Annotated in this window: 13 protein-coding genes; 7 read left to right on the plus strand and 6 right to left on the minus strand. The window is 73.5% G+C overall.

Annotation, left to right across the window (positions count from 1 at the left end):
* Positions 1-47: 47 nt before the first annotated feature.
* From SCA03_RS10105 to SCA03_RS10115, 3 genes are read right to left on the minus strand one after another with little or no spacing between them, the layout of a single operon-like run.
* A complete protein-coding gene (locus tag SCA03_RS10105; protein WP_030891206.1) occupies positions 48-824 on the minus strand; it encodes an SDR family NAD(P)-dependent oxidoreductase in 777 nt (258 codons plus the stop codon).
* 46 nt (positions 825-870) lie between these two features.
* Entirely contained in the window at positions 871-1,752 is an 882-nt protein-coding gene (locus SCA03_RS10110; protein WP_086815270.1) for a TIGR03619 family F420-dependent LLM class oxidoreductase, read from the minus strand.
* A 41-nt stretch (positions 1,753-1,793) separates the two neighbouring features.
* Entirely contained in the window at positions 1,794-3,035 is a 1,242-nt protein-coding gene (locus SCA03_RS10115; RefSeq protein WP_030891200.1) for an amidohydrolase family protein, read from the minus strand.
* A 257-nt stretch (positions 3,036-3,292) separates the two neighbouring features.
* Here SCA03_RS10115 and afsR point away from each other — a divergent pair, with 257 nt between their 5' ends.
* From afsR to SCA03_RS10125, 3 genes are all read left to right on the plus strand, one after another.
* A complete protein-coding gene (gene afsR, locus SCA03_RS10120) occupies positions 3,293-6,235 on the plus strand; it encodes an SARP-family global regulator AfsR (RefSeq protein WP_030891197.1) in 2,943 nt (980 codons plus the stop codon).
* Positions 6,236-6,473: 238 nt separating this feature from the next.
* Positions 6,474-6,638: a hypothetical protein gene (locus SCA03_RS35050; RefSeq protein ID WP_158102280.1), complete on the plus strand. Its 165-nt coding sequence runs from the start codon at positions 6,474-6,476 to the stop codon at positions 6,636-6,638.
* A gap of 193 nt (positions 6,639-6,831) precedes the next feature.
* Positions 6,832-7,023 (plus strand): hypothetical protein, encoded by a 192-nt coding sequence (locus tag SCA03_RS10125; protein ID WP_030891195.1) that lies wholly within the window; start codon positions 6,832-6,834, stop codon positions 7,021-7,023.
* A 318-nt stretch (positions 7,024-7,341) separates the two neighbouring features.
* Here SCA03_RS10125 and SCA03_RS10130 read toward each other — a convergent pair whose 3' ends face one another.
* The gene (locus SCA03_RS10130; protein ID WP_170297829.1) at positions 7,342-8,988 is read right to left on the minus strand and encodes a FadD3 family acyl-CoA ligase; all 1,647 of its coding nucleotides are present in this window, start codon (positions 8,986-8,988) and stop codon (positions 7,342-7,344) included.
* A 415-nt stretch (positions 8,989-9,403) separates the two neighbouring features.
* Here SCA03_RS10130 and SCA03_RS10135 point away from each other — a divergent pair, with 415 nt between their 5' ends.
* The 3 genes from SCA03_RS10135 to SCA03_RS10145 all read left to right on the plus strand — a co-directional run bounded on the left by SCA03_RS10135 (position 9,404) and on the right by SCA03_RS10145 (position 11,964).
* Entirely contained in the window at positions 9,404-10,543 is a 1,140-nt protein-coding gene (locus SCA03_RS10135) for a lipid-transfer protein (RefSeq protein WP_030891189.1), read from the plus strand.
* A gap of 129 nt (positions 10,544-10,672) precedes the next feature.
* Complete coding sequence (locus tag SCA03_RS10140) at positions 10,673-11,125, plus strand: Zn-ribbon domain-containing OB-fold protein (protein ID WP_230988582.1); 453 nt, start codon at positions 10,673-10,675, stop codon at positions 11,123-11,125.
* Entirely contained in the window at positions 11,122-11,964 is an 843-nt protein-coding gene (locus tag SCA03_RS10145; protein ID WP_086815268.1) for an enoyl-CoA hydratase/isomerase family protein, read from the plus strand. Before SCA03_RS10140 ends, SCA03_RS10145 begins: the two co-directional genes overlap by 4 nt.
* A gap of 141 nt (positions 11,965-12,105) precedes the next feature.
* On the opposite strand, the gene SCA03_RS10150 is transcribed toward SCA03_RS10145, so the two are convergent.
* Complete coding sequence (locus SCA03_RS10150) at positions 12,106-12,687, minus strand: hypothetical protein (RefSeq protein ID WP_030882700.1); 582 nt, start codon at positions 12,685-12,687, stop codon at positions 12,106-12,108.
* 229 nt (positions 12,688-12,916) lie between these two features.
* On the opposite strand from SCA03_RS10150, the gene SCA03_RS35505 reads away from it, so the two are divergent.
* Positions 12,917-14,338, plus strand: coding sequence for a hypothetical protein (locus SCA03_RS35505; protein WP_174864488.1), 1,422 nt, complete (start codon positions 12,917-12,919; stop codon positions 14,336-14,338).
* A 383-nt stretch (positions 14,339-14,721) separates the two neighbouring features.
* Here the strand turns inward: SCA03_RS35505 and SCA03_RS10160 are convergent, their stop codons facing one another.
* Entirely contained in the window at positions 14,722-17,856 is a 3,135-nt protein-coding gene (locus SCA03_RS10160) for an outer membrane protein assembly factor BamB family protein (protein ID WP_174864489.1), read from the minus strand.
* Positions 17,857-18,084 lie beyond the last annotated feature (228 nt).

Raw genomic sequence — 18,084 nt, forward strand, 5'->3', positions numbered from 1 at the left:
GACACTCCGCGCGCCCGGCCCGCTCCGGGAGGCGCGGACTCCGGCCCTCAGAGCACGGACACCCCGGCGAGCCAGCCGCCGTCGATCACGAACGGCTGGCCCGTCACGTACGAGGAGTCGTCACAGCTGAGGAAGAGCACCATCCGGGCCACCTCCTGCGGCCGGCCGATGCGCCCCTGCGGGATCACCCGCGCGTAGAAGGAGTCCAGCTCCGGTGTCGTCCGGGCGTCCCCGGTGGCCTTCGCCGGGTCGGTCATCGCGGTGTCCACGGCGCCCGGGCACACCGCGTTGACCCGGATCCCCTTCCCCGCCAGCTCCATCGAGGCCACCCGTGTCATCGCGACCACAGCTGCCTTCGACGCCGCATAGGACGTCAGGAACGCCATCCCGGACAGCGCCGCGTAGGAGGCCGTGTTGACGACGGTGCCGCCGCCGGCCTCCTCCAGGTACGGCACCAGGGTGCGCATCCCCAGGAAACTGCCCGTCTGGTTGACGTCGACCACCTCGCGGAACTCCGCGGCCGGCGTGTCCACGAGGGCGCTCATCCGCAGGATCCCGGCGTTGTTGACGAGTCCGTCGACCTTGCCGAACCGCTCGGCGGCCCGGTGCGCCACCGCACGCCAGCCGTCCTCGTCCCGCACGTCCAGATGCGCGTAGAGCGCGCGCTCCGCACCGATCTCCCGGGCCACCCGCTCGCCCTGCTCGTCGAGCACGTCCCCCAGCACCACCCGCGCACCCTCCTCAGCGAGCAGCCGCGCCACGTGCTCTCCCTGTCCCCGGGCCGCACCGGTCACCACCACGACCCGCCCGTCCATCCTGCCCATCCGGTCTCCCTCCGGCCCGTCCGCACGGTTCGCGCACGGCCGCCGGTCAGCCGGCCGCCGGCGCGACCTCCTGTCCGAACGCCGCCATCTGATCCGTCAGTTCGGCCACGGAGCGGCTGCGGAAACGGACCTGCACCTGATGGACGCCCATGTCCGCGTACTCCCGCAGCGAGGCGGCCAGGGCCTGCGGGCTCCCGGTCAGCGTGCGGCGGCCCACGCGCCACGACGGTGTCCCCACGTACAGCGGCTCCGCGATGGCCCCGACGGTGAACTCCTCGTCCGCCAGGCCCGTTTTCTCGCGCAGCTGTCGTATCCGCGCGATGCGCTCCGGCAGCACCTCGCGGGGGTCGCCCTGCGGCAGCCAGCCGTCACCGTGCAGCGCCGCCCTGCGCACGGCCGCGGGGGACGAGCCGCCCACCCACAGCGGCGGTCGCGGCCGCTGCACCGGGCGGGGGCGCTGGCCGAGGCCGGTGAAGGAGAAGCGCTCCCCCGTGAACGAGGGGAACTCCTCCTCGCCCAGCGCCGCCTTCAGCGCCTCGATCGTCTCGTCCAGCAGCGCGCCCCGCCCGTCGAAGTCGACGCCGAGCGCCTCGAACTCCTCGCGCACATGGCCCGCGCCGACGCCCAGGGTCAGCCGTCCGCCCGACAGCGTGTCGAGCGTGGCGTACTGCTTGGCCGTCGCCAGCGGATGCCGCAGTCCGACGACCGCGACATGGCTCAGCAGCCGGATCCGTTCCGTGCGCGCCGCCAGGAAGGACAAGGTGGCCACCGGGTCGTACCACACGGTGCTCATCGCGGTGGCCAGCCGGCGCGGTATCGCCACGTGCTCGCAGCAGGCGATGTACCCGAAGCCGTGCCGCTCGGCGGCGCACGCCACCTCCAGCAGCTCCTCGGGCCCCGCGTCGGCCTCCCACGGCTCCGCGAACATCACGCTGAGCGACTGCACCGGCAGCTGTATGCCGAAATCCACTACGCGCCCGCCGTCGTGGGAGCCGAGCCGGGCCACAGTCCTTCGGCGGTGAGCCCCAGCAGGTCGATGGCGTTGCCGCGCACGATGCGCTCGACGACGTCCGGTGCGAGATGCCCCATCTGTTCCTCCCCGACCTCCTTGGAGCGGGGCCAGGTGGAGTCCGAGTGCGGGTAGTCCGTCTCGTACAGGACGTTGCCGACGCCGATGGCGTCCAGGTTCTTCAGCCCGAACGCGTCGTCGAAGAAGCAGCCGAAGACGTGCTGTGCGAACAGCTCGGACGGCGGGTTCAGCACCTTGTCGGCGACGCCGCCCCAGCCCCGGTTCTCCTCCCACACCACGTCCGCGCGTTCCAGGATGTACGGGATCCAGCCGATCTGGCCCTCGGCGTACATGATCCGCAGGTTCGGGAAGCGGTCGAACTTGCCGCTCATGAGCCAGTCGACCATCGAGAAACAGCAGTTGGCGAACGTGATGGTGGAGCCGACCGCCGGCGGAGCGTCCGCAGAGGTGGACGGCATCCGGCTGGAGGAGCCGATGTGCATGGCGATGACGGTGCCGGTCTCGTCGCAGGCGCGCAGGAACGGGTCCCACTCGTCCCCGTGGATCGACGGCAGCCCCAGATGCGGCGGTATTTCGGAGAAGCACACCGCCCGCACGCCGCGTTCGGCGTTGCGCCGCACCTCCTGCGCCGCCAGTTCGGCGTCCCACAGCGGCACCAGGGTGAGCGGGATCAGCCGTCCGCCCGCCTCCGGGCCGCACCACTCCTCGACCATCCAGTCGTTGTAGGCGCGGACCCCGAGCAGCCCCAGCTCCCGGTCCGACGCCTCGGTGAACGTCTGGCCGCAGAAGCGGGGGAACGTGGGGAAGCACAGGGCCGACTGGACGTGGTTGACGTCCATGTCGGCCAGCCGGTCGGGCACGCTGTAGGAGCCGGGGCGCATCTGTTCGTAGGTGATCGCCTCCAGCCGTACCTCGTCACGGTCGTAGCCCACGGCGGTGTCCAGCCGGGTCAGCGGGCGGCGCAGTTCCTCGTACACCCACCAGTCGGCCAGTGGGCCCTCGTCCCCCGGCTGCCCCATCGTGGGGGCGAAACGGCCGCCCTTGAACGTCATCTCCTTCAGAGGGGCGCGGACGATGCGGGGCCCGGTGTCCCGGTACTTCGACGGGAGCCGGTCCCGCCAGACGTGGGGAGGCTCGACCGTGTGGTCGTCCACCGAAATGATCCTGGGGAAGGTCTCCATACGGCCACGGTAGCGCCGAACTGACGGCCCGTCAGGTCCCCGTGCACCGCCGTTCGTTGTGCTCCGTCGGGCCCGCTCCGGAACGAAGGACGGGGTCGGCCGGGCCCTTCGCCGGTGCCCCACGGCCCGGCCGGCCCTTGAAATCGATTACGAAGTTTTCGCGGGGATGCTGGAGAGGCCGGTACCCGAGCTGACGTAATTGCCATGGACAAGGCAGACTGACCCCTGCGGCAATGGAGCGGATCGCAGGGGGCACCATGGGCGCCGAGGATCACACCCGACACGGAACGGAGCACCGGGAACACCACCTTCACTTCTCCGTGCTCGGCCCTGTGCGCGCAGGGCGCGGTGACCACGCACTCGCCATGGGCTCTCCCCAGCAGAAAGCCCTGCTCACGGCCCTGCTGCTGCGCGGAGGGCGGACGGCGACGGCCGAGGAGCTGATCGACGCCGTCTGGGGCGAGGACCCGCCGGAGCAGGCCAAGGCCGCCCTGCGCACCTACGCCTCACGCATCCGCAAGGCCCTCGGGCCGGACGCCGACATCCTCGTCAGCGAGTCCGGCGGCTATGCCATCCGCACCGGGCCCGACGCCGTACTCGATCTGGACACCGCACACGATCTCGCCGTACGCGCCGAGAAAGCGGCCTCCTGCGGGGACCGCGCCCAGGCCCGCCGCCTCTACAACCACGCGCTCGACCTCTGGGACGGCGAAGCCCTCGCCCACGTCCCCGGCCCCTACGCCGAGACCCACCGCGCCCGCCTGGAGGAATGGCGCCTCGGTCTGCTCGAACACCGCCTGGATCTGGACCTCCAGACCGGCAGCCACGCCGAAGCCGTCAGCGAGCTCACCGCGCTCACCGCCGCACACCCGCTGCGCGAACGCCTGCGCGAGCTGCTGATGCTCGCGCTCTACCGCAGCGGCCGCCAGGCCGAGGCCCTCGCCGTCTACGCCGACACCCGGCGCCTCCTCGCCGACGAACTCGGCGTCGACCCGCGCCCCGAACTCGCCGAACTGCAACAGCGCATCCTCGAAGCCGACGAGGAGCTCGCCTACCAGGCCGACGCGCCCATCACCGCCGCCGCGCCCACCTTCACCCGGCCCGCCCAGCTTCCGGCCACCGTGGCCGACTTCACCGGGCGCGCCTCCTTCGTCGCGGAACTCAGCGATCAACTCGCCGAGGCCGACGGGACCGTCATGGCCGTCTCCGCCGTCGCCGGCATCGGCGGCGTCGGCAAGACCACCCTGGCCATCCACGTCGCGCACGGTGCCGCCGACCGCTTCCCCGACGGCCAGCTCTACGTCGACCTCCAGGGAGCGGGAGCCTCACCCGCTGAACCCAGCGCCGTGCTCGGCTCGTTCCTGCGCGCCCTGGGCACCCCGGACTCCGACATACCGGAGAAGCTGGAGGACCGTTCCGCGCTCTTCCGCTCCCTCCTCGCCGGCCGGCGCATCCTCACGCTGCTGGACAACGCGCACGACGCCGCACAGGTCCGTCCGCTGCTTCCCGGCACCGGCAGCTGCGCCGCCCTCATCACCAGCCGCGCACGCATGGTCGACCTGGCCGGAGCCCACCTCGTCGACCTCGACGTCATGAGCCCCGAAGAGGCCATGGCCCTCTTCAGCCGCATCGTCGGCGCCGAACGCGTCGCCGCCGAGCGCAAAGCCGCCATGGACACCGTCGCCGCCTGCGGATTCCTGCCGCTCGCCATCAGGATCGCCGCCGCACGGCTCGCCTCACGCCGCACCTGGACGGTCGCCACGCTCTCGTCCAAACTCGCCGACGAGCGCCGCCGCCTCGACGAACTCCAGGCCGGCGACCTCGCCGTGAAGGCCACCTTCGAACTCGGCTACGGCCAGCTGGACAGCGAACAGGCCCGAGCCTTCCGGCTCCTCGGGCTGACGGACGGGCCGGACGTCTCCGTCCCCGCCGCCGCAGCTGTGCTCGGCATCACGCACGACGAGGCCGAGGACCTGCTGGAGTCGCTCGTCGACACCTCGCTGCTGGAGTCCGCGGCGCCCGGCCGGTACCGGTTCCATGACCTCGTCCGCCTGTTCGCCCGTGCGTGCGCGGAGCGGGACGAGCAGCCGCCGGCCGTCCGGACGGCGGCGCTGGAGCGGCTCCTGGACTTCTATCTGTCCACAGCTGCCCGCATGTTCGCCATCAACCGCGCGGGCGACCGCACCGTCGACCATCTCGCCCGGGTGTCCGGCCAGGGCCTCGAATTCACCGACTGGAACGCGTCCGTCGACTGGCTCTTCGCCGAGGCCGACTGCCTGCTCTCCTGCGTCAAGCAGTCCGCGGCCACGGAATCCCGGCGCAAGGCCGCCGACCTGCTCATCGCGGCCAAGGACCTCGCCGACTCCGGCATCCACTCGCTGCGCTACGAACAGTCGGCCACAGCTGTGCGGGACGCCGCCATCGACGCCGGGGACAAGGTCACCGAGGCCCGTGCACGGCTCATGCTGACGCACACCTACACCGTCGCCGGCCGCTTCCCCCTGGCGGAGGCCGAGGCGCAGCAGGCCCTCGACCTCGCCCGGGCGACCGGGGACCCGCTGGCGAGCAGCTACGCACCCAACGACCTCGGCATCATCAAGACCTACCAGGGCAGCTTCCAGGAGGCCGAGGTGCACCTGGGGCACGCCGTGGCGGCCTTCCGCGAGGACGGCAACCTGCCGAGCGAGGCCAGCGCGCTGTGCAACCTCTCGCGCGTGCACGCCGCGCTCGGGCAGCACTCCGAGGCGATCGAGCTGGCGCAGCAAGGTCTGGCCATCTACCAGAAGATGGGCAGCACCATCCGCATGGCCAACGCGCGCTACACCTTCGGCTGCGCACTGGCCCGCGCCGGGCGCACCCAGGAGGGGCTGGCGGAACTGGAGCGCGCCCGGGCCCTGTTCCACGAGACCCGGCAGATGCGCTGGGAGGGCGTGACACATTTCCGGATCGCGGAGGCCCTGCTCATGCGGGGCGAGGCGGGCCGGGCCGCTTCCCACGCCGAACAGGCCCTGGCCCTGCGCGCGATCGGGGGCGAGTGGCGGCGTGGCACCGTCCTCGTCGCCCTCGGGAAGGCCCTCGCTGAGGTCGGCCAGGCCGGCCGCTCCGAGGCGTGCTGGAACGAGGCGCTGAGCATCTTCGAGGAACTCGGCTCCGTGGAGGCGGAGGAAGTGCGCGCGCTGCTCACCACGCTGACGCACTGAACCGCCGGCGGGCGCTCCCGCCGGTCGAGGACCAGGTCAAACGCCTGTTCATCGTTCGTTTATCGCCTTCGGCCATGCTCTTCTCATCGGCCCGTCGCGTCGGGGGGCAGGCGGGCCGACGTCAGGGGGGAAACCGTCGCCTCTTATGGTGAGCGGTCCGACGCGCCCGTCCGGCGGCCCACGGGGGAGCCGCTGGGCGGGCACTTGCCCAACAGGCCGAACCAAGGAGCAAGCCACCATGGCCACCGAGGAAAAGACCAAGAAGGCCAAGCGCAAGAACGACGACCTGACCACCACCGAGAACCACGGTTCGAGTGTCGACCTCGGCACGCAGGAGAACCATGGTTCGACCCCTCCGAGCGTGCTGGATGAGAACCACGGTTCGAGCGAGCCGGTGAAGTAACCAGCCGCCCGGAGAAAGATGTGGGCCGCGGCCGACGGCAAAGAGGGGGTGCCGTCGCCCGCGGCCCACTCGTGTGCGTACACGGAGTGGGTGGGCATCACCCAAGGGGGCGTTGTGCTCCACCGGGCTGGAATTCCCGGTTCCGTACTGCGCCGGACGACAGAATGACCGTTCCCTACTCGGAGGAGCCACAGTGACCTCTCGGAAATCCCTTCTCGCGGCCTGCTTCCTCGCCGGGGCCGTGCTCGCCGGCGCGTCGGCGCCCGCGCTGGCCCAGGACAGCGCCACCTCCTCGCCCGCGGACAACCACAGTTCGTCCGTGACGGCCGACGCCGGGGGCACCACCGTCTCCGTCAGAGACGACAACCACTCCAGCTCCAGCTGAAGCCGGCACCGACCCGGGGCCCGCCACCACCCGTGAGGTGGCGGGCCCCGCTTCCTGAGCGGCCCCGGCACGACGTCTCGACATGACGTCTCGACATGACGCTCTCCTCCACGGACCGACGACCTCCCCCGCCCCGACACGGCGCGCACGGGACATCCGCCTCAACACCGGCCCCGCTCGCCCTGTTCCGGCCCGGGCGCGCGGTCGGCCCCGGCGCGCCGGTGGGTGCGCTCCTCCGCCGCGCATCTCCTTACGCGGGCCCCGGAGAGGCATCCCACCGGACGGACCGCGGCCGCGCGGACGAGCGCCGCACAACTGTCACCCGTGCCGGTGGCCCTTCTCCCGCAGCTGTGTCTTGACCACCTTTCCGCTCGCGTTGCGCGGCAGTTCGCGGACGAACTCGACCTCCTGGGGCACCTTGTAGTTGGCCATCTCGCGCCGTGCCCAGGCGATGAGTTCCTCAGCTGTGACGCCCGCCCCGGCCCGGCGCACGGCATACGCCTTGCCGGCCTCGCCCAGCCGCGGGTGCGGGACGCCGACGACGGCCACCTCGGTGATGTCCGGGTGCCGGGCCAGCAGTTGCTCGATCTCGGCGGGGTAGGCGTTGAAGCCGCCGACGATGAACATGTCCTTGAGCCGGTCGGTGATGCGCAGATTGCCCTCGCCGTCCAACACGCCCACGTCGCCGGTACGCAGCCATCCGTCGGCGGTGAACGCCTCTGCTGTGGCCTCCGGTTCCTCGAAGTAGCCGGTCATGACGTGGTAGCCGCGCACCAGGACCTCGCCGGGCTCCCCCGGCGGCAGCGGGGCGCCGTCGGGGCCCACGGTCCGCACCTCGGTACCGGGGATCGCCCGGCCGGATGTTCCGGCGACGACCTCGGGCGGATCTCCTCGGCGGCACATGGTGACGGTCCCGCAGGCTTCCGTGAGCCCGTACGCGGTCACCACGTCGCGCACGCCGAGTTCGCCGCGCAGCCGCTCGACGAGCGTGAGCGGGACGACGGCGGCACCGGTGACCACCAGGCGCAGCGCCGAGAGGTCGTACGTGCGGCGCGCGGGGTGGTCCAGGAGCGCCTGGTGCAGGTTGGGCGGCCCGGGCAGCACGCTGACCCGTTCCGTCGCCAGATGGGCGAGGGCGGTCTCCGCGCTGAAGACGGGCTGGGGGATCATCGTCGCGCCGCGCAGCAGACAGGCGATGATCCCGGCCTTGTACCCGAAGGTGTGGAAGAACGGGTTGACGATGAGGTAGCGGTCGTCCGCGTCCAGTCCGGCGAGTGCGCTCCAGGTGCGGTACACGCGCAGGGTCTGGCCGTGGGTGACGACGGCCCCCTTGGGGTGGCCCGTGGTGCCCGAGGTGAAGGTGATGTCGGAGGGCGTGTCGGCGGTGACGGCGCCCGCGCGGCGGCGTACGCGTGCGGCGGGTGTCCCGTCGCCGGCGTCGAGGAAGTCGGGCCAGCTGCGGAAGCCGGCGGGTGCGTCGTGGGCGAGGACCACCACGTCCCGCAGATGCGGAAGTCCCGGCAGCGGCCCCTCCCCGTCGCCCTCGGCCGTCGCGCGGCGCAGGGAGGCGACGTAGGACGTGCCGAGGAAGGTCCCGGTGACGAACAGCAGCCGGGCCCGGGTGCGGCGCAGCACATAGGCCGCTTCCGCGCCCTTGAAGCGGGTGTTGAGCGGCACCAGGACGGCCCCCGCCGTGACGGCGCCGAGGGCCGAGACGATCCAGTCGAGGGTGTTCGGCGCCCACACGGCCACCCGGTCGCCGGGTTCGACTCCCGTGGCGATGCAGGCGGCCGCCGCCCGTTCCACACGTGCGGCCAGCTCCCTCCAGTCGATACGGGTGCGTCCCTCGACGACGGCCTCGCGGGCGCCGTACCGGTCGGCGGCGTACCGCACGAGCTGCGGGACGGTGCACAGCTGTGCAAGCGATACCTCGTCCCCTGCCGCATCCGCCGCGGGGGGCGACAGCTGTGCGGACACGGATCCGGTGCCGCCGGTTCCGGAACGGGCCGCCGCCGGTGCGCCGTCCGCCGCCAACGTCCCCTCGTCCGGCGGTGGTTCGGCGGCTGCCGCCGGTCGTGCCGCACCCTCGGGGCCTCTCACCGCCGAGGTGCCGTGCCGTGCCGCCCCCGTGCCCGTCCCGGCGCCGGACGGCGGTTCCGGTGGTGTGTCCGTGGTGTTCACCCGGCCTCCTTCGTCCGCTGCTGCGCGCGGGCCGCCGGGGCGCGTCGGTGCCGTCCCGGGACGAACTGCTCCTCCCGCACTAGCTGACTACCCGTCAGATTAGCTGTAGCCTCGCGCACTGTCAGCGGCCGTGCACCCGCGACGCGGGCTCCGGACGCGCGAGAGATGCCCGACGGACGGACCACACCGGAGGTATCCGATGAAGGACGCCGCAGCGATCGTCGGCATCGGCCAGACGCCGTTCGCCAAACACCTGCCCGAAGCCGAGAAGACCCTGGCCTGCCGCGCCGTGCTCGACGCGCTCGACGACGCGGGCATAGCACCCTCGGAGGTGGACGCCTTCGCCTCGTACACGATGGAGGAGACCGAGGAGGTGGAGGTCGCCAAGGCCATCGGCGCCGGCGATGTGACGTTCTTCTCCAAGGTCGGTTACGGGGGCGGCGGTTCGTGCGCCACCGTGGCGCACCTCGCCGCCGCGATCGCCACCGGCCAGGCGACCGTCGGCGTCGCCTGGCGCTCCCGCAAGCGCGGCTCGGGAGCGCGCCCGTGGCGCAACACACAGCAACAGCTGCCGACGCCCGCGCAGTGGACCCGGCCCTTCGGTCTGCTGCGCCCGGTGGACGAGATCGCCATGCTGACCCGCCGCTACATGCACGAATTCGGCGTCAGCCGCGACCACTTGTTCAACGTCGCGCTGGCCTGCCGCAACCGCGCCAACCAGAACCCGGCCGCGATGATGTACGAACGCCCCCTGACGCGCGAGATGTACATGACGGCACGGTGGATCAGCGAACCGCTGTGCCTGTACGACAACTGCCTGGAGACCGACGGTGCGCTCGCCTGCGTCGTCGTCTCCGCCGACCGTGCCCGCGACTGCCGCCGGCGTCCCGTGCTCGTCCACTCCGCGGCGCAGGGGATGCCGGCCCAGCACCACGGCATGGTCAACTACTGGTGCGACGACCCGCTGGAGGGCCCGGCCTGGACGGCGGCACGCCGGCTCTGGGAGGGCGCCGATCTGCGTCCACAGGATGTGGACGTCGCCCAGATCTACGACGCGTTCACCGCTCTCGTCCCGCTGTCCCTGGAGGGCTACGGCTTCTGCGGACGCGGCGAGGGCGGGGCGTTCACCGAGGGCGGGGCGCTGGAGATCGGCGGACGGCTGCCCCTCAACACCGGGGGCGGCGGCCTCAGCGAGGCGTATGTGCACGGCTTCAACCTGATCAACGAAGGCGTCCGCCAGCTGCGCGGCACCTCCACCGCCCAGGTGCCCGACGCCTCGACCTGCCTCGTCACCGCCGGCGAAGGCGTGCCCACCTCCGCACTGCTGCTGAGGAGTTGACCCATGGCGACGCATCCGAAGAGCACCCGGACATCTGTACCCGCACAGCAGACCGCGCGGAAGGACGGCGCACCGGCGGCCGGCCCGGACGCTTCCGGCCGCACCGGCGCCACGGCTTCCGGCCCACAGCTGCGCACCCAGTCCGACAACGGCCTGCTGCTGCCCGTACCGGACGAGGACGGAGCGCCGTTCTGGGAGTACGCGGCACGCGGCGAACTGCGCGTGCAGTCCTGCGCCGACTGCGGAGAGCTGCGCTTCCCGCCGCGCCCCTGCTGCCCCCGCTGCCAGTCGTTCGCGGACAGCTGGGAGCGGATGAGCGGCCGCGGCCGCATCTGGTCCTACGTACTGCCGCATCCCCCGCTGCTGCCCGCGTACGCCGAACAGGCGCCCTACAACGCCGTGCTGGTGGAGCTGTCCGAAGCCCCGGGGATCCGGCTGGCCGGCAACGTCGTCGCCGCACCGGACGCCGCCCTGGACTCCGTCGACCCGGCGAAGCTGCGCATCGGAGCGCCCGTCAAAGCCGTCTTCCACGAGATGGCCCCCGGAACGACCGTGCCGCGCTGGCTCCTGGAGCGGCCGTGACCATCCGCACCTCGACGCGGGACGGCGTCGCCACCGTGGTCCTCGACCGGCCCGAGAAGCACAACGCGCTCGACCTCGACGACGCGGCCGCCCTGGCGGACGCCTGGCGCGCGCTCCGGGCCGACCCGGCCGTGCGCGCCGCCGTGGTCACCGGCGCCGGCGGCAAGGCGTTCACCACCGGCATGGACCGCTCCGCGATGACCGGCGACGACGCCCCCGCCCAGCCGCACTCGCCCTACTCCCTCGACGACCCGCTGCTGCGCATCGGCCCCAAGGCCAACGACCTGTGGATCCCCGTCGTCGCCGCCGTCGAGGGCATGGCCTGCGGCGGAGCCTTCTATCTGCTCGGCGAGGCCGAATTCCTCGTCGCCACCGAGGAGTCCACGTTCTTCGACCCGCACACGACGTACGGCATGGTCAGCGCCTACGAGGCCATGGCCATGGCACAGCGGATGCCGCACGGCGAGGTGGCCCGGATGGCCTTGATGGGCACAGCCGAGCGGCTCTCCGGACGCCGCGCCTACGAGACGGGCCTGGTGTCCGAACTGGCTCCGCCGGGGCAGGCGCTGGAGCACGCGCTGCGGTGCGCCCGTGTGCTGGCCTCCTATCCGCCCGAGGCCGTGCAGGGCACCGTCCGCGCCCTGTGGGCCACCAAGGAGGCCGCCCGCGCCGGGGCCATGGCCCTCGCCCCGCAGCTGATCGCCCTCGGCAATCTGCCGCCCGACAGCCAGGCCACGCTCTTCGGACGGCGGGCCCGGCAGGACCGGCCACCGGTCCGGGAGAGCAGAGCGCACCCACCGGACCAGCCGGACACGGACGGCGGGAAGAGGCACAGCTGAGCGGACAACCGGGTCCGAGGCGGCCGGTGTCCGTCATCTGTGGACGCCGCGCGTGCGGCGACATCTGCGGACGGTGAGCCGACGAGGCTTCACGCTTCCCCACCGCTTCCCTGCCGTTCCCCCGGCGCGTCTTCCCTCGCGTCAGACGACCGAACGCACGACGCAGTCGGTGACCTCGTCCACCTCGGCCGGGTCGCTCATCGGCACCCGCACGCTCCTGGTGGCCTTGCCGCTCACCGTGACCGTCGCCTCACCGGTGTCGACGGTGGTGCCGGAGGAGCCGCGGAAGTCGACCGTCACCGTGTACGTGCGGCTGCCGGCGGAGGGATTGCGCACCTGCACGGTCGCGCGGGGCTCCCCCGTGCTCCCCGCGCACCGGGTGACGGTGCCCTTGGCGGAGCTGCCCGAACCGGGTGAGCTGCTGGCGGACCCGGACGAACCGGTGCCGGAGTGGTACCGGTTGCCGCGGCGGTAGCCGTCCCGGTACCCGTCGTCGTAGCTGCCGGAGGAGCCGCTGCCGAAGTCGCTGTCCGAGCTGCCGGAGCCGCTGCTGTGGCTGCTGGAACTCTTGCTGCTGCACCCGCCCCCGCCGCCGGACGAGTGGCTCCTGCCGCCGCCCGAGGAGCCCTTGCCGCCGGAGCCGCGCGCGGGACTGAACCCGCTGAGCGCGAGCAGCACCACCGCGACCGCGGTGAGCAGCTTGATGTGGCGACTCCGGTTCATGCCATCCCCCTGTGGTCGACTGCCAGTGTCTTGTCGCGTTCAGCACAAGCGACATCACCGGGCGGAGACGTCACGGAACGCCGAGAGGTTCCCCTGCCGGGGCACCTCCTCGAACGGATCGGGGCCCGGCGGCTTCCGATGGCGGGTGCCCGGGCCCCGGCGTAGCGTCGGAAACGGATCACGCACCCGTACGGCGCGGTGACCGGCGCCGGAAAGCGAGGCGACAGGAATGATCCGGAACCTTCTCGGGTCGCTGCTCGCCCTCATCGGAGCGGCGGCTGTCGTATGGAGCCCCTTCCGTCCGTGGTACGACGGCCGCCTCGGGCGTGATTTCCGCCTCGACCAGCTCTTCGAGCCGGGCGGCATCACGGGCTCCGCCGCCGGACTCCTCACCGGCCTCTTCCTGGTGATGCTGGCCGCGGCCGTGGTGACGGTGCTGGGCGTCCTGATCCGCTCGCGGTATCTGCTGACGGTCGCCGGTGTCCTGGCGCTCGGCTTCACCATTCTGTGGATGGTCCGGCAGGGCCAGGCAGCAGGCGATCTGTCCGTCGACGGCGCCGGGAACGGGCTCGGGCTCGGCACCGCCCTCGCGTTCGGCGGCAGCCTCCTCCTGCTGCTCGCCGCAGCCGTCATGAGCGGCCACCGGACGGCCGCCCGACGGCGCTCCCAGCGGCTCGACACCGAGCGCGGCGAACAGCGCGTCTACGAGCCGTACGGCGAAGTGCCGCACCCCGGCGAGCCGTACACCCCGCAGCCGCCGCCCGGAGAGCCCTACCCCCCGGCTCCCGCCACACCTCCGTCCGGTCCGTACGGCGGCCCCCGCCCCGGTGAGCAGCCGTACGGCGCCGAGCCCCGCCCTGGGGAGCCCTACGGCACCGGAACGCAGCAGAACGCCGCCTACCGCCCCGCGCCCCCGCCGGAGGATCCCTACGGCACGACGGCGGGCGCGCCCCACGGGACCGGGCCGCAGCAGACCGCGCCCTACCGTCCCGTGCCCCAGTCGGCCGAGCCCTGGGGCGCCCGCCCTGCGGAGTCCCCGGCCGCAGGACCGCACGGCTCCGCCCCGCGGCCGGGGGACCCCTACGACACCGAGCACCGCCCCGGCGAGCCCTACGGCACACCGCCCGAGGGCACCCCGGCCTACGGCGCTCCGTCCGGGCCCGCCCCGTCCTACAGCACCCGTCAGAGCCTTTCCTGGCCCTACGGCAGCCGGCCGGAGCCCGCCCCGCCCCACGGCCCGGAGACCGGCCCCGGTGAACGCCCGGGAGGTGCGGGGGAGGCCGGGCAGCCGGCCGCACCGGCGGACCGGCCGCCCCGGCCCGTCCCACCGTCCGCCGCCGTGCCCTACGGCAGGGAGCCCCGGCCCACCGTCACCGGGCCGGCAGCCTGGCCCCGGGCGACGTCCGGCACCGAGCCGGAGACTCCGGCCGAGATCACCCAACAGCTGCCCCCGGTTCCCCCGCCGCCCCCGTACAGCCCGGAAGAGGCCCGCGCGGCACAGCAGCGGCCGGAAGGCGAACGTCCGGGCCGCCAGGAGGGCGAGGAGACCGGCGTGCTCCGACGACTCCGGCACCGGCACCACGACGACAGCGGGACGGGCGAACAGGACGGACAGAGCGGCGGGGGAGGCGCGGGCAGGAACGCGGCATAGCGGCCCCGCCGGGCGTCCGGCAGAGACGCGGAAGCACGCCGACGCGGCAGCCACGAACGCGCATGCCACAGCCCCGAGTCCACCGGAGCAGGTGCGCGCAATCCGGCCGGGCAGTGGCCGCGATGGGCCGAACTCACGTAGCTGGGAACGAGGCTCGTCCCACCCCCAGGGGGAAACTCGCGCAGCTGGTGTCGGTCTTCGCCCCGCCACAGACTGAACTCGCCCAGCTGGCAACGGAAAACACGTCACCGACAAGAGCACACGCAGCCGAGGCGGCACGAAGAGGAAGAGGCTCGCAGCCGGAACGGCACACACAGCCGAGCGGAGAACTCGCGCCGCCGCAGACAGAGCTGCGCGCGGAACTCACCCGGCTGACGCGGGCATCACGTCGTCGGGCGCGACTGGCCGGTGCCCTTCGCGGCGTCCAGCGCGTACACGCAGCGGTCCTTGCTACAGGCGTACACCACGCCGCCGACCACCACCGGCGAGCCGGTCACCTCGCCGCCCGTGGCCAGCTTCCAGCGCAGCTGTCCGCCGACCGCGTCCACGGTGTACAGACAGTGGTCGGCCGACCCGAAGTGCACCCGGCCGTCCGCGACGACGGGCGCACCGACCACATCAGCGCCGGTGGCGAACCGCCAGCGCGGGGTTCCGCTCACCGCGTCGAGCGTGTAGACGGCGCTTCCGCTGCCGAGGTGCACCAACCCGTCGGCGGTGACGACGGGTTCGCCGGAGTGCCGTGCCTCGGTCGCGATGCGCCATCTGTCGTGGCCGTTGCCGGTGTCGAGCGCGTAGACGGTGCCGAGGTAGTCCGCGAGGTAGATGCCGCCGCCGGTGACGCCGGGACCGGGGACGAAAGCCGGCGGGCACAGGAAGGCGGCGGGGGCGTCGAAGCGCCACCGTTCCGCGCCCGTGGCACCGTCCAGCGCGAACACCCGTGAACCGGCGCACACATAGGCGACGCCGTCCTCCGCGACGGTCACCCGGACCGGCACGCCGCCGGTCGCGGAGACGTCCCCGACCGGGTACGACCACCGCTCGGCGCCCGTCCGGGCGTCCAGCGCGTACAGCCGGCCGTCCGCCCACAGATGGACGGCGCCGCCCGCGATGACCGGGCCGCCCTCGGGCGTCTCGAAGTCGGTCTGGGCGCCGCTCAGTTCCCACAGCTTCTCGCCGGTGGCGGCCTCCCACGCCTGGACTCCGCCGCCACGCGTACCGGTGACGACCGTGCCCCGGTCGACCTGGAGCGCGTACACCCAGCCGTCCGTCGCGAGCCGCCAGCGCTCGGAGCCGTCCCGGGCGTCGAGCGCGTACAGGCTCGGGCCGTCGGAGGCGTGCACCCTTCCACCGGAGACGGCCATCGACCAGGCGACCTCGCGGGTCTTGAACTGCCTGCGACCGCTGGTCACATCCAGCGCGTGCACCTCGAACGAGGTCACGTACACGAGGTCGTCCGCGACGACCGGGGAGCCCCACACGTCGTTCGACATCCGGAAGCGCCAGGGCCGCCAGCGCTGCCCGGCGCCACCGCCCGCAGCGTGCGCCCCCGAAGGGCCGCCGGACGCCCGGGAAGGCGCGGCGGAGGACTGCGGGGACGGCGCCGAGGACGCCGGGGCCCCCGCGGACGGCGGGGACGCGGGGGACGGCGCAGGCGCGGCCGGTACCGCCGGGCCGGTCCGGGGCGGGCCCTGCGGCGGCGGGGCGTGCGGTGCGGGCGGCGCCGGGGGCGCGGCCGGGAACGGGCCGCCGGCCCCGGTGGCGGGCGCCGACGGCGGTTGGTGCAGCGCGTGCGCGCCGGGCGCGTGCGCCGCTCCGTCGGCGCGGGCAGCGGCCGGGCCGGGGCCGGTGAGGGAGATCCCGTGCGGCGGTGACTGCGGCGCGCCGGCCGCGGGCGGGCCCGGTGCGGCGTGCGCCGGGGGCTCGCCCTGTGCCGGGAGTCCGCCGCCGTGCCCGGGGCTCGCGGCGTGCCGCGGCCCGGAGCCGGAGCGCGCCGGGGCCCCGGAGGGGGACGCGGACGCCGACGGCGGTGCCGCGGGCGGCGGCAGGGGCGCACCGGACGGGCCCGAACCGTCGTACGAGGGGCTCTGCTCGGGCGGCCGGGGCGGAGCGGCCGACGACGGGGCCGGGGCCGACTGCGTGCCCTCCGGGGGCCGTACCCAGCCCGAGGTGGGGTTCGCTCCGGTGCCCCGGCCCGTCTCGTCGGGGCGGCGGGGCCCGGGGCCGATCTGGACCTGCGATCCGGGCAGCCGGACGGGGCCGCCGTCGGGGCTGCCCGGCTGCGAGGCGGGGCGGGAGACGACGGGCGGGGCTCCGGTCCCCGGGCCCGGGGTGCCCTGGGCGCCCGGACCCGTCGAGGCGGGACGCCCGGGGCTGCCGAGCGCGGCGGGGCCGCCGGGGCCCGCGGAGAAGCCGTGTTCCCACTCCGGGGCGGGCGTACCGACGGGCGGCGCCGCCCCGGAGGGCACGGCTTCCGGGTGGGAGCCGTCGGCCCGCGCGAACCGGTCGTCCGGGCCGGTTCCCGCGGCGCGCTGGTCGCCGGGCGCCGGTGCGGGACCGGCGGGGCCCGAGCCGGCCCCGTCCTGGGCGGGGGCGTCCGTCCGGGGCAGCCGCGGGGCGCCCCGGCCGCTGCCCCTGCGGCGTTCGATCAGTGCGACAGCTGTGCTCGGAAGCCAGGCGGACACCGTCCCGCTGTCGTCGCTGCCGGCCCCGAACAGATGCGGGGCCAGCTGTGCCTGGAGATCGGCCGGGGTGGGGCGCTCCTCCGCGTTCATCCGCATACAGGACTCGATCAGAGGGCGCAGCGCGTCCGGCAGACCTTCGAGGTCGGGGCCTTCACGCAGCAGCATGAAGACCGTCTCGACGGGGTTCGCCCCGTGGAAGGGCGCATGGCCGGTGGCGGCGAACACGAGCGTGGACGCCAGCGAGAAGATGTCGCTCGCGCCCGTCACGCTGCGTGAGTCGCGGGCCTGCTCGGGCGACATGTAGGCGGGCGTGCCCACGGCGACGTTCGTCATCGTCAGCCGGGTGTTGGAGACGCCGGAGGCGATACCGAAGTCGATGACCCGCGGCCCGTCCTCGACGACCAGCACATTGGACGGCTTCAGATCGCGGTGCACCAGGCCGGCGCCGTGGATGGACTGCAACGCTTCCGCGACCCCGGCCGCGACCCAGCGCACCGCCTGAACGGGCAGCGGGCCGCACTCGTTCACTATTTCCTCAAGGGAGGGAGAGGGCACATATGCGGTGGCGAGCCACGGGATGGCGGCACGCGGATCGGCGTCGACCACCGCAGCTGTGTAGAAGCCGCTCACCGCGCGTGCCGCCTCGACCTCGCGCGTGAACCGCACCCGGAACAGCTGGTCCTCGGCGAGCTCGGTCCGCACCGTCTTGATCGCCACGCGCCGGCCGGAGGCCGAGCGCGCCAGGTAGACCAGCCCCATGCCGCCGGCGCCGAGGCGGCCGAGCACCTCGAACTGGCCGATCCGCCGCGGATCGTGCTGCGTCAGCTGCTCCACCACTTGCCTGCCACCTCCCCGTAGGGGCTGTACGACGTTGTTCCGCCCCGTGCAGCCTCTCACTGCCGTGCCGGACCTGCGGTCCAGAGGCCGATTCTTCCTGGCGAAGGCGCCGGTTGCGAACCCGGGGGCGGCCCGGAAGTGTCACCGGCGCCCGGCGAACGCCTACATTCGGGCAGAAGACCGCTATTCCTTCCCTGTCAGGCTTCGCCCGCGTTCCCCGGACGGGGC

It is taken from the genome of Streptomyces cacaoi, from assembly GCF_006539165.1.
Taxonomy (GTDB): Bacteria; Actinomycetota; Actinomycetes; order Streptomycetales; family Streptomycetaceae; genus Streptomyces; species Streptomyces cacaoi.